Origin of the sequence: Peptoniphilus hominis (ex Hitch et al. 2025) (assembly GCF_040096015.1) — a bacterium.
Taxonomy (GTDB): Bacteria; Bacillota; Clostridia; order Tissierellales; family Peptoniphilaceae; genus Peptoniphilus_A; species Peptoniphilus_A hominis.
Genome location: NZ_JBBMFO010000005.1, coordinates 26091 through 38400, shown reverse-complemented (window position 1 = coordinate 38400; position 12310 = coordinate 26091). Strand labels below are relative to the sequence as shown.

Here is a 12310-nt window from a genome sequence, read left to right as displayed (position 1 = left end):
AATTACCCCACTATTATTTTTCCTTCTGAATATTTCGTGTGTTTCTTTCTGTGATTATCTAAAATTCCCACACCTAAAGTTGCCGCTCCCACTCTTCCAAGATACATTAAGACAATTAAAATTATCTTTGAAAGAGAACTTAAATCTGCAGTGATTCCTCTACTAATACCAACTGTTCCAAAGCCTGAAACAATTTCGTATAAAATATCTAAATATAAAAATTTCCCCTGCTCAATAAGTGTAATCCAAAGAGAAGAAAATATTACTAAGAAAGATCCCAAGGTGAAAATACAAAGAGATTTAATAAGTGTATTATAGGGAATTGTCTTGTGAAATATTTCTGTCTCTTTATTTCCCCTTAAAACAGAAATTGTTGATGATAATAAAACTCCAAAAGTTGTAGTCTTAATTCCTCCACCAGTTGATGCTGGAGAGGCACCAATAAACATTAACATTATAGTTACAATTACAGAACCTTCTTGCATCTTTCCTATGTCAATTGTATTAAAGCCAGCTGTTCTCGATGTGACAGACATAAAGAAGGAAGATAAAATTTTCCCCTTTAGAGACAAACCTGCCATAGCTGGACTCCTGTATTCAATTAAGAAAAAAACAAGAGTGCCCACTAAAAGTAGCATTGCCGTAAAGGAAATTACAACCTTTGAGTGAAGACTTAAATTTTTAAATCTTTTCTTTCTATATATGTCAATAAAAACTGTGAAACCTAAACCGCCAAAAATTATTAAAATAGAAATTGTCATGTTGACAGTAAAATCAGACACATAATCCGTTAGAGAATTGCCTATGATGTCAAAGCCTGCGTTACAAAAGGCAGAAATCGAATGAAAGATAGAAAATAAAATTCCTCTTTCAAGTCCAAAGTCTGGGATAAATTTTGTGGCAAGTAAAATCGCCCCAATAAGTTCTACAGTCAAAGAAAATTTAATAATATAAATTACAAGTCTAATGATGCCCTTGCTAGTGTCTGCACTTGTCTGTTCCTTTATAATTCTTCTCTCAGTAATTCCAATTCTCTTGTTAAGTGCCATGGCAACAAGGGACAAAAACACCATTGTGCCCAGACCCCCAATTTGAATTAAAATAATTATAACGACTTTGCCAAAGGCAGTCCACTGAGTGGCAGTGTTGGCGACAATAAGTCCCGTTACACAGGATGCCGATGTAGATGTGAAGAATGCATTTAAAAATCCAATTCTCTCGCCATTTGCACTTGCTATGGGAAGGTCTAATAGACAGGCGCCCAAGAAAATCAGTGCAAAAAAAGAAAGGCATACTATAAGAGGTGGATTCTTTTTTAATTTTCTAATCATAATACCCTCAAAAAATTTTTTATATATTCATTATACAAAAAAAGCTCCCTAAAGGGAGCATAAAATTATTGTTCCTTTGCAATTTGAACTAGTTTAGCAAAACCTTCTGGATCATTAATAGCCATTTCAGAAAGCATCTTTCTGTTAATGTTAATGTTAGCTTTCTTAAGACCATTAATAAATTTAGAATAGCTCATGCCATTAATTCTTGCAGCAGCATTAATTCTTGTAATCCAAAGTTTTCTAAAATCTCTTTTTCTTTGTTTTCTACCAATGTATGAGTAGTTTAGAGATTTCATAACAGCTTGGTTTGCAGTTCTATATAATTTTGATTTGGCACCAAAATATCCCTTAGCTTGTTTTAGGATATTATTATGTCTTTTTTTAGCGTTAACGCCTCTTTTTACTCTAGCCATCTTTACCTCCTATTAAGGGATCATGTGATCAATTCTCTTTTGATCACCTTTAGAAACTAAACTGCCCTTTCTAAGTTTTCTTAGTCTCTTAGCAGTTTTCTTACCAGTTAAATGTCCTTTATAAGCATAAAATCTTCTAAGCTTTCCAGAACCAGTTCTCTTAAATCTCTTGGCGGAAGCTCTGTGAGTTTTCATTTTTGCCATAAAAATCCTCCTTAATTATCAGACTTATCTTTGTCTTTTCTCTCTGAAAGGAACATCACAAGACTTCTTCCTTCCATTTTAGGTTTTTTGTCCACAACTCCATACTCAGAAATTAAATCATAAAACTTGTCGAGAACATCTCGTCCAAGATCAGTGTGACCCATCTCTCTACCTCTAAATCTAACTGAAACCTTAACTCTGTCACCATTTTTTAAGAAATCAATAGCTCTATTGGCTTTAGTATTTAAGTCATGATCTTCAATATTAGGAGTTAATCTAAGTTCCTTAATATTGATTACCTTTTGTTTTTTCTTAGCTTCTTTTTCTTTCTTCTCTTGTTCGTATCTGTATTTACCATAGTCCATTATACGACATACTGGTGGTTTTGCGTTTGGCGCAACATTGACTAAGTCCAGTTTTTTAGATATAGCCAAATCGATGGCTTGCATCTTAGGCACAACGCCTAATTGATTGCCTTCATCATCTACTAATCTGACTTCCTTTTCCCTTATCTCTTCATTGATTTGAAGTTCTTTAATTTCTAAGCACCTCCGTAAATTAAAAAAGCAGGCACCCAAAGATGCCCGCAAATTCATCATAATTTTTAAACAACCTAAATGACCCTGCCATTAGGTGAGAAGCGGACTTCTTCTTTAATAACAGATGATATGATAACACATAGTTTTTGTCTTGTCAAATGTTTTTTATACTAAAGATTTAATTTTTTGGTATAAAAGATCAATTGCCACTTCATTTTCGCCACCTTCAGGAATAATTATATCGGCATACCTCTTTGAAGGCTCAACAAATTGAAGGTGAGATGGTCTTACTGTTGCCATGTATTGATCAATTACTGAGTCAAGAGACCTTCCCCTCTCATGCATATCCCTTTTAATTCTCCTAATAATTCTGACATCGGCATCTGTGTCCACAAAGACTTTTATGTCCATAATGTCGATTAAATTTACCTCACTAAAAATTAAGATGCCTTCCAAAATTATAATTGGCTTTGGATAAACTATCTCCTTTTCCTTCTTTCTGTTGTGAAGGGAAAAGTCATAAATTGGCTTTTCAATTTCCTTGCCTTCCTTTAACATCTCTAAGTGCTTAAATAAGAGGTCGTTATCAAAGGCAAGAGGATGGTCGTAGTTAGTCTTTACTCTCTCTTCAAAGGCGAGATTTGACTGGTCCTTGTAATAAGAATCTTGCTCAATTACAGATACATTTTCTTTTCCAATAAGCTCAATTAATTTTTTTGTGACAGTACTTTTTCCACTGCCGCTTCCACCACATATGCCAATAATGCAGGCTTTAGTCTTCATTTTCTCTCCTCAAAATAAATCCTTTTTCAATAGGCTTATCTATTTTTATCTTAAAAATTTGCTTTGCCTTGTTTGCAACTTCAATTTCCTTGTCCTTGTCATCTAACATCCTTTCGATTTTGTAGTCGAAGTGTTTGATGCCAGGGCCAAAAATTTCGATTTCATCGCCAACAAAGACCCTATTTCTTTGCTCAATAGTTGCTATCTTTGAGTCCTTGTCATAATCAAGGACAATTCCCACAAAGTCATAGCCCCTGATGTAGGAGTTGTCTTCATAGACTTGTGAATTTTCATTGGCCTTGCCATAAAAGAATCCCGTAGTAAAATCTCTGTGGCTAACTTTTTTTATCTCTTCCAAAAGATAGGGATCGTACTTATAATTCTCTCTGTCGGCATAGTAAGCGTCAATTGCCATTCTGTAAGACCTAATAACAGTTGCAAGATAATATTCACTTTTTACTCTGCCTTCGATTTTTAAGCTGGCTATGCCTGCCTCGATTAAGTCGTCAATGTGCTCAATCATGCATAGGTCCTTGGAGTTCATGATAAAAGTGCCCTCATCATGTTCTTCAATTGGGAAATATTCCCCAGGTCTCTTTTCTTCAACTAAGTGGTACTTATATCTGCAAGGTTGTGCGCAGTCGCCCATGTTGGCATCTCTTCCCGTCATATAATTTGACAAAAGGCATCTCCCTGAGTAGGACATACACATGGCACCGTGAGCAAAGGTTTCAATCTCAATGGAATCTCCAACTTCCTTTATTATATCAGAAACTTCCTTTAAACTTAATTCCCTTGCCATTACAACTCTTTCTGCCCCAAGTTTTTGCCAAAATTTTACTGTTTCGGCATTTGTAACTGAGCCTTGAGTTGAAATGTGAATTGGAAAATCTGGTGCCACTTCCTTTACCTTCATAAACATACCTGGATCTGCAACTATTAAGGCATCCACTCCAATATCATAAAGTTTTTTGATGTAATCTTCTACTCCCATCATGTCCTTGTCGTGAGGGATAATATTTAAAGTTACATGAAGGGTTTTTCCCCTCTCGTGCAAATAGTCTGCTGCCCACTTTATATCTTCAAGGGAAAAATTCTTTGATGCCTTTCTAAGTCCAAAGCTTTCTCCTCCAAGATAAACTGCACCGGCACCATAGTCTACTGCAGTCTTTAATTTATTAATATCACCAGCTGGTGCTAAAAGTTCAATCTTCTTCATCTTTTCTCCTAACTAAAAGGACTCCATCTCCAATGGGAACGACAGAAGAGATAAATCTCTCGTCTTCTGAAATGTCCTTTAAAAATTTTCTAAGTCTTTTTACAATAGTTATTTTTCTTCTCTTAACTAGGGAGTCCTCTGCAATCATGCCCTTAAAGAGAACATTGTCGCAGATTATAAGTCCCTTTTCATTTAAATTTTTAAGTGCAGAGTCAAAATATTTTTCGTATTGCCCCTTGGCAGCGTCAATAAAAATTAAATCATATTTTTCTTCTAAGTAAAGTAAATAATCATAGGCATCACTTTCGTGAACAGAAATAATATTTTCAAGGCCTACATCGGAAATATTTTTCCTGGCAATTTCCGCCATTTCATGCTTTAATTCCACACTGTCGATTTTTTCTATGCACTTATTTCTCTTGGCAAAGGAAATGGACGAGTAACCAATGGCTGTGCCCAGTTCCAGAACTTTTTTTGGCTTTTGCATTGAAATCAAAAAATTAATAAATTCTTCGCTTTCCCTTTCGATTATGGGAACATGATTTTCCTCTGCAAAATCATTCATCTCTCTAAGTTTCTCATCGTCAATTTCTTTTAAATTTCTCAAATAATTTTCTATATAATCGTAATTTATATTTGGCATAATTCCTCTAAAAAAGGGAACCTAATAGATTCCCTAAATGTCCTAAACTTCCATAATAATTGGCAAAATCATAGGATTTCTCTTTGTGTTTTTGAAAATATAGGATCTCAAATTGTCTCTAATGTCAGACTTGAGTCCATTCCAGTCCTTTAAATTGTCTCTTGAGTCATCATTTAAGATTTTTCTAACAACATTTTTTGCGTCTTCGATTAAATCTTCAGACTCTCTTACATAGACAAATCCTCTTGAAATTATATCAGGTCCTGATACAACTTTTCCTTCTTTTGTAATAGTTATTACAACTATAATAAGTCCATCTTCAGAAAGATGTCTTCTGTCTCTTAGTACAATATTTCCTACATCGCCAACGCCAAGGCCATCAACTAAAATATTTCCTGAAGGAACATCGCCAACAAGCTTTGCCTCTTTTTGTGAAATTTCAAGGCAGTTTCCATTTTCCATGATGAAAATATTCTCTTCCGGCATTCCCATTTGAGTGGCAATCTTAGCGTGTTTCATCAAGTGTCTAACTTCGCCGTGAGCAGGAACAAAATATTTTGGCTTAACTAAGCTTAAAATTAATTTTAACTCTTCTTGGCAAGCGTGACCTGAAACGTGAATTTCTGAAAGAGTTTCATAAATTACCTTTGCCCCTCTCTCGAGAAGTCTGTTTATAACCTTTGTAACGGCATTTTCATTGCCAGGAATTGGAGTTGCTGAAAGAATTATAGCATCATTTTGTGTAAGCTGAATCTTTCTGTGTTCTCCATATGCAATTCTAGTAAGGGCAGACATCGGCTCACCTTGTGAACCTGTTGTGATTAACACAATTTCGCTGTCGTCATACTTATCCATATCTCTTATGTCTACAAAGGTATCTTTCTTAACCCTAAATTGTCCCAGCCTTCTTGCAGTTTCAGTAACATTTACCATAGACCTGCCAGATAAGACAACTTTTCTGCCGTATTTTTCTGCAGAGTTTATAATTTGTTGGACTCTATGCACATTTGATGCAAAAGTTGCAATGATAATTCTGTTGTCTTGCAAGTTTTGGAAGAGTCTATTAAAGGTTTCCCCAACTTTAGATTCACTCATTGTGTAGCCTGGTCTAAGGACGTTTGTAGATTCACCAATCATGGCAATAACGCCCTTTTGGCCTATTTCTGCAATCCTAGTTAGGTTAATTGGCTTGCCACTAATTGGCGTAAAGTCAACCTTAAAGTCTCCTGAATGATAAATATATCCAAGAGGTGTCTTTATGGCAAGGGCACAGGCATCGGGTATGGAGTGGTTTACATTTATCCACTCAACTTCCATTTTGCCAAGCTTCACTACATCTCCAGCATTAACTACATGGAGCTTGTCCTTAGAAAGTCTGTGTTCCTTTAATTTATTTTCCAAAAGTCCAATAGTAAGTCCCGTTCCATAAATGTCTAAGTCCAACTTCCTTAAAACATAGGGAATGGCACCAATATGGTCCTCGTGACCATGAGTTAATACAAGTCCTTTAATCTTATGCTTATTATTTTCCAAATAAGTCACATCTGGTATTACAACATCAATACCAAGCATTTCGTCTTCTGGGAAAGTCATACCACAGTCGATAATAATAATATCATCTCTGTATTCTACAACTGTAAGATTTTTTCCAATCTCGTGAAGTCCTCCCAGTGGAATTATCTTCACTTTATTAGTATTTTTCATTAATTTGCCTTCTCCTCAAATTTGTGGCGGCAGTCTTCGCAATAACCCATAAATTTTAGAGTGTGGTCAACTATCTTAAAATTCTTTTCTTTTTCAACTTTAGCTTCTAGTTCATTTAAATTGTCGATATCAACTTCTTCGACTTTTCCGCAATTTATACAGACAAGATGATGGTGTCTATGACCTTCACTTGGGACTCTAAGTTCATATCTAACAATGTTGTCGTCAAATACAATTTGATCTAATACGCCAAGCTTGTGAAATAATTGGACGGTCCTATAAATAGTTGCAATACCCATTTCAGGGTCTTTTTTTGCAACTAAATTATAAACTTCTTCAGTAGTCATGTGTTTATCCTTATTGTCCAAAAAGATTTCGTAAACCTTAGCTCTTTGTTTTGTGTATTTGTAACCCTTGTCTTTTAAGATTTTCTTAACAGGATCAATATTTATATCCATAATATCACCTAGTCTAATTCGTCCAAAAGTTCTTCATAGGCTTTTTTTGCTTCTTCAAGTTCATCGTCATTGATGCCAGCAAGAAGCTCGTCACCATCTTCATCTTCTATCACTTTTAATATATAGATTTCTGGCTCTTCTTCATCTGTATAGAGTGCAACATAGTCTGTGTCATCAATTGAAAATTTTGCGTCAACAAAAAATTCAACCTCAACGCCATCTTCATCATATAATTTTATTTTATCCATTTTATCACCTATAAATTAAATCTATCCAGATAGGATTGCAGAATGTATGTGGCTGCAATTTTATCTATATATTTTTTTCTATTTTCTCTGCGAACAGAACCCTCTATTAAAACTTGTTCTGCCATTAAAGTTGTCATTCTCTCGTCAACATACTCAATTTCAACATTAAATTTATTCTTCAATTTTTCTGCGAACTTCATGACCTTTTCACTTTGTGGCCCAATAGTATTGTTCATGTTCTTTGGAAGACCTACCACTATTTTTTCTACATTATATTCTTTTATTATGTCATGAATTTTATCATAGGCTATTTTATTTGACTCTCTCTTAATTGTCACAAGAGGTTGGGCTGTAAGCATCAAAGCATCTGAAATAGCTACTCCAATCCACACATCGCCAACATCAAGGCCTAAAACTCTATTCATATAACCACAACCTTTACAGGTACATATATAATATGTAAAAGAGATGGTCTAGCCATCTCAAATCTTTTCTAAATAAACTTTTAACATCTCTTGTAAAAGCTCATCACGCTCTACTTCTTGTATCATGGATCTTGCATTATCATGGCTTGTAATATATGTGGGATCGCCTGATAATATATATCCAATAATTTGGTCAGAAGGATTATAACCCTTTTCTTCTAGAGCATTATAAACAACCTTTAAAACACTCTTAATTCTCTCTTGTTCCAAACTGCTTTTTTCAAAAATTTGTGTATTATTGTTTTGATCCATAATTACCTCCAAATAGATTATATCATAAAATATCTATTTTGATAATATTATAAAAGCTCGCTTAGCTTGTTTAGAGCTTCCCCTACTTTATTTATATCCTTGGCTCCAGCAGTTGCCATGTCAGGTCTTCCGCCGCCGCCACCGCCAGCAACTTTTGCGATTTCTTTTATAATTTTGCCTGCGGCAATTTTCTTTTCAACTAAATCCTTTGAAACTGCACATACAAAGTTAAGTTTGCCATCATTTACTGTTGCAAATAAAACTACAACTGAGCCAACTTTATTTCTAACTTCATCAGCCAAGTCACGAAGAGTATTTACATCTACTCCCTCAAATTTTTTGATGACATAATTTATGCCATTTTTATTTTTAACTGAACTCATAATATCAGCAATTTGATCCTTAGCCATGTCGTGTTCAAGTTTTTCAATTTCTTTATTTGCTTCCTTTAGGCTCTTAATATTTAATTTTATCTTTTGTAAAATTTCTTCTTTATTAGACTTTAGTTCCCTAGCTATTTCTTCTTGTTCATCCTTAAGTTCATTTAAATATTTCAAAACAGCAGGACCAGTAATAGCTTCAATTCTTCTAATACCGTTACTTATACCACTTTCAGATAGGATTTTAAACATGGAAATTTCAGAAGTATTGGAAACATGAGTACCACCACAAAGCTCGCGAGAATAATCTCCCATGGAAAGAACCCTAACTTCCTCATGATACTTGTCTTCAAATAGTCCAATGGCTCCCATTTCCTTTGCTTCATTTAAGTTTGTAAGCTTAGTTTCAACTGGAAGACCTTCAAAAATCTTTTCATTTACAATTTTTTCAACTTCTTCAATTTCTTCTTTAGACATTGCTTCAAAGTGTGAGAAGTCAAATCTCATTCTGTCTGGCATAACTAGTGAGCCAGCTTGGTTTACATGATTACCTAAAACATCCTTAAGGGCTCTGTGAAGTAGGTGAGTTACAGAGTGGTTTCGTCTTATATTATTTCTTCTTCCTACATCTATAATAGCCTTGACAGGAGCTTTTTCTAGTTTTCCTTCTTCAACTTCTACAAGGTGAAGGTGAAGTCCATCCTTAGTCTTTTTAGTGTCTGTAACTTTTAACTTAAATTTATCAGAAATAATTTCTCCAGTATCGCCTACTTGTCCACCGCTTTCCCCGTAAAAAGTAGTCTTGTCCAAGATGACAATACCTCTTTCACCTTCATTTATGGAGTCCACAATTTCGTCCTCATCAGAAATTATTCTTATAATATTTCCCTGACATTCATTTTTTTTATAGCCCAAGAACTCGTTAGAAAGACCTTCAAATAGGTGCTTGTTGTCTTGGTTAGCCCAGCCAATGTTCTTGTCCTCTCTTGCTTCTCTAGCTCTTCTCTTTTGATCTTCCATTTCAGCTTCAAAGCCTGCCATGTCAACATCGAAACCTTCTTCTTTTAAGATTTCTTCTGTCAAGTCAATTGGGAAGCCGTAAGTGTCGTAAAGTTTGAAAGCTTTTTTGCCGTCAAGTAATTTTTCACCACTTGCCTTCATTTCTTCGATGTTGGCATTAAGTCTTACAAGACCATCATCAATAGTTTCTAAGAATTTTTCTTCTTCTCTTCTGATTATTTCCTTAATGGACTTTCTATTTTCCTTTAGTTCCTTGTATTGGTCTCCCCAAGAGTCCATTACCATGTCTGCAATTTCATAAAGGAAGGCTCTCTCTATGCCGAGTTTTCTTCCATGTCTTGCTGCTCTTCTTATAAGTCTTCTTAGGACATAGCCTCTACCTTCATTTGAAGGCACGATTGTGTCAGAAATCATAAAAGTCATAGCCCTAATGTGGTCTGTTATAACTCTAAAGGAGATGTCTGCCTTTTTGTCTTCCCCATATTTTTTGCCTGAAACTTTTGCAATTTCGCCGATAATGTCCTTGATTGCGTCAATTTCAAAAATATTGTCAGTCCTTTGTAGAACTGTGGCAATTCTTTCAAGTCCCATTCCTGTATCAATATTTGGATGTGAAAGTGGATTGTAGTTTCCTTCTTCGTCCTTATCAAATTGAGTGAAAACTAAGTTCCAAACTTCGATAAATCTGTCGCCTTCTCCACCAGGTCTTTCGTCAGCTGATCCGTATTCAAGACCTCTATCTACATAAATTTCTGAACAAGGACCAGATGGACCAACTTCAAGTTCCCAGAAGTTATCATCTTTTCCAAGTCTAATTATTTTTTCTTCAGGTATTCCTATTACATCTTTCCAAATGTTGTAGGCTTCGTCGTCATCTTTATAAACTGTAACCCAAAGATCTTCCTTTGGAATTTCAAGATTAACTGTCAAAAATTCCCAAGCCCAAGGTATTACTTCGTGCTTGAAATAATCTCCAAAGGAAAAGTTGCCAAGCATTTCAAAAAATGTTGCGTGCCTATCTGTTAAACCTACATTATCTATGTCGCCAGTTCTAATACATTTTTGGCAAGTAGTAACTCTCTTTGCAGGTGGAATTTCTTCTCCAGTGAAGAATTTTTTCATTGGCGCCATACCTGCTCCAATTAAAAGTAATGATTTGTCATTTTTTGGAATTAGTGAAAAACTTGGTAGTATTAAATGATCCTTTGATTCAAAAAATTTTAAAAATTCAGTTCTTATATCGTGTAAACCTAAATATTTCATATACAACTCCTATTAAAAATCCTCCCATTCCCTGGGAGGATGTGCTATAAATATTATAATTATAAAGAATATGATTGTCAATTAGAGCTATATCTGTCATTGTATTTTATTTTCGCAAAATCAATTAGTATAAATATTATAGATGTTATTGGAACGGAGATTACCATTCCCCATACACCAAAGATACCTCCACCTATGATTATTGAAATTAAAATTATTAGTGGATTAAGCCCTGTGCTATCTCCAATTAGTTTAGGCGCCAAAATATTATTTTCAATCCATTGAACTAATATGAAGAGAATTAAAACCCAAAAGGCTTTTATTGGTGAATCCATAAAGGCAAATAAAACTGCGGGGACACAACCAAGGAAAGGTCCAATAAAAGGTATTATGTCAGCCACACAAGTTATAAGTCCAATGATTATGGCAAAGTCTACTCTTAGGATCAAAAGATAAATCATAGTGAGGAATCCAACGAAGATTGCAAGTAGCATTCTTCCTCTAATAAATTGTTGAAGAGCTATGTCAATTCTATTTGCAAGATATGTTATGTCTTCTCTATATTTATTTGGCATAGATTTTCTCACTTTATGTGTGAATTTTTCCTTGTCCACTGAAAAGTAGAAGGAGAAAATAATTATTAAGACAAGTCTAAAGGCAGATGTCACAAAGCCATAGACCTTGGAGAACACTCCAGAAAGTGAACCCATAAGGGAGCCTTGTGCCTTTGTAACTAAGTCATTAATGGTTTTTTTCATTGAGTTTAAAATATTTGAAACTATTTGTGGAGTCTCAAAATTTCCCTCAACCTTTGGATTTGACTCTTTATAAAAATCTATAAAATTATCAGGAAGTTCAATGTTAAATTTAGCAAAAATATCTGTCAAAAAACTATTAACATTTTTAGTTAAGGTATCAACCATTTCTGGAAGACTTGCCAATAACTTTGAAATTTCGTTAATAGTCTTTGGAATAACAGAAACTATTAAAACCCCAAAAATCAAGACAACTGAAATGTAAACTATAATTACACCAAATTGTCTCTTGACACCCTTTCTCTCCAAATAATTTACTATTGGGTCTATTATGTAAGCAAAAATAATTGCAATAATAGCAGAGGAAAGAGTGTAACCCAAAATTGGAAACTTGTTAAAAATTATGGTTATTAAATAGAGAATCAAAATCCCTATAAAGATTTTTGTAATGAAATGCAAATCTATGCTTATTCTCTTTTTACCTTCAATATATCTATTCCCAATATTTATCAGATAATAAATCGCCAAAAATATTAGGAGTATAGATAATATTGCCAGAGCATAAATCATAAATCTCGCGGCATTACCGGAAATTTGTTCCAACATATTA

General features: G+C 34.4%; 14 protein-coding genes. All 14 read right to left on the bottom strand.

The annotated features are described in order from the left end of the window. Window positions 1-2: 2 nt before the first annotated feature. A complete protein-coding gene (locus WMO19_RS03100; RefSeq protein ID WP_349170162.1) occupies window positions 3-1331 on the bottom strand; it encodes a TrkH family potassium uptake protein in 1329 nt (442 codons plus the stop codon). A 65-nt stretch (window positions 1332-1396) separates the two neighbouring features. After that, window positions 1397-1747 (bottom strand): 50S ribosomal protein L20, encoded by a 351-nt coding sequence (gene rplT, locus WMO19_RS03095; RefSeq protein WP_019125837.1) that lies wholly within the window; start codon window positions 1745-1747, stop codon window positions 1397-1399. A gap of 12 nt (window positions 1748-1759) precedes the next feature. Beyond that, complete coding sequence (gene rpmI / locus WMO19_RS03090; RefSeq protein ID WP_019107680.1) at window positions 1760-1951, bottom strand: 50S ribosomal protein L35; 192 nt, start codon at window positions 1949-1951, stop codon at window positions 1760-1762. Window positions 1952-1962: 11 nt separating this feature from the next. Then, window positions 1963-2550: a translation initiation factor IF-3 gene (gene infC / locus WMO19_RS03085; protein WP_245543905.1), complete on the bottom strand. Its 588-nt coding sequence runs from the start codon at window positions 2548-2550 to the stop codon at window positions 1963-1965. Between the two features lie 105 nt (window positions 2551-2655). Further along, a complete protein-coding gene (gene udk / locus WMO19_RS03080) occupies window positions 2656-3273 on the bottom strand; it encodes a uridine kinase (protein WP_349170161.1) in 618 nt (205 codons plus the stop codon). Next, the gene (locus WMO19_RS03075) at window positions 3263-4492 is read right to left on the bottom strand and encodes a peptidase U32 family protein (RefSeq protein ID WP_349170160.1); all 1230 of its coding nucleotides are present in this window, start codon (window positions 4490-4492) and stop codon (window positions 3263-3265) included. The genes udk and WMO19_RS03075 overlap by 11 nt, the downstream gene beginning before the upstream one ends. Further along, on the bottom strand, window positions 4479-5135 hold the full coding sequence (locus tag WMO19_RS03070) for an O-methyltransferase (RefSeq protein ID WP_349170159.1): 657 nt from the start codon (window positions 5133-5135) through the stop codon (window positions 4479-4481). The genes WMO19_RS03075 and WMO19_RS03070 overlap by 14 nt, the downstream gene beginning before the upstream one ends. Before the next feature lie 42 nt (window positions 5136-5177). Continuing rightward, a complete protein-coding gene (locus tag WMO19_RS03065) occupies window positions 5178-6839 on the bottom strand; it encodes a ribonuclease J (protein ID WP_349170158.1) in 1662 nt (553 codons plus the stop codon). Further along, complete coding sequence (locus WMO19_RS03060) at window positions 6839-7297, bottom strand: Fur family transcriptional regulator (RefSeq protein ID WP_019125843.1); 459 nt, start codon at window positions 7295-7297, stop codon at window positions 6839-6841. The genes WMO19_RS03065 and WMO19_RS03060 overlap by 1 nt, the downstream gene beginning before the upstream one ends. A gap of 8 nt (window positions 7298-7305) precedes the next feature. After that, on the bottom strand, window positions 7306-7545 hold the full coding sequence (locus tag WMO19_RS03055; RefSeq protein ID WP_349170157.1) for a DUF1292 domain-containing protein: 240 nt from the start codon (window positions 7543-7545) through the stop codon (window positions 7306-7308). An 8-nt stretch (window positions 7546-7553) separates the two neighbouring features. Next, on the bottom strand, window positions 7554-7970 hold the full coding sequence (ruvX, locus tag WMO19_RS03050; RefSeq protein WP_019125845.1) for a Holliday junction resolvase RuvX: 417 nt from the start codon (window positions 7968-7970) through the stop codon (window positions 7554-7556). A gap of 57 nt (window positions 7971-8027) precedes the next feature. Continuing rightward, window positions 8028-8282: an IreB family regulatory phosphoprotein gene (locus WMO19_RS03045; protein WP_019125846.1), complete on the bottom strand. Its 255-nt coding sequence runs from the start codon at window positions 8280-8282 to the stop codon at window positions 8028-8030. A gap of 47 nt (window positions 8283-8329) precedes the next feature. Continuing rightward, window positions 8330-10945 carry an alanine--tRNA ligase gene (gene alaS / locus WMO19_RS03040; protein WP_349170156.1) on the bottom strand — a complete coding sequence of 872 codons (2616 nt, stop codon included), beginning with the start codon at window positions 10943-10945 and terminating at the stop codon, window positions 8330-8332. Window positions 10946-11022: 77 nt separating this feature from the next. Then, a complete protein-coding gene (locus tag WMO19_RS03035; RefSeq protein ID WP_349170155.1) occupies window positions 11023-12306 on the bottom strand; it encodes an AI-2E family transporter in 1284 nt (427 codons plus the stop codon). Window positions 12307-12310: the final 4 nt, after the last annotated feature.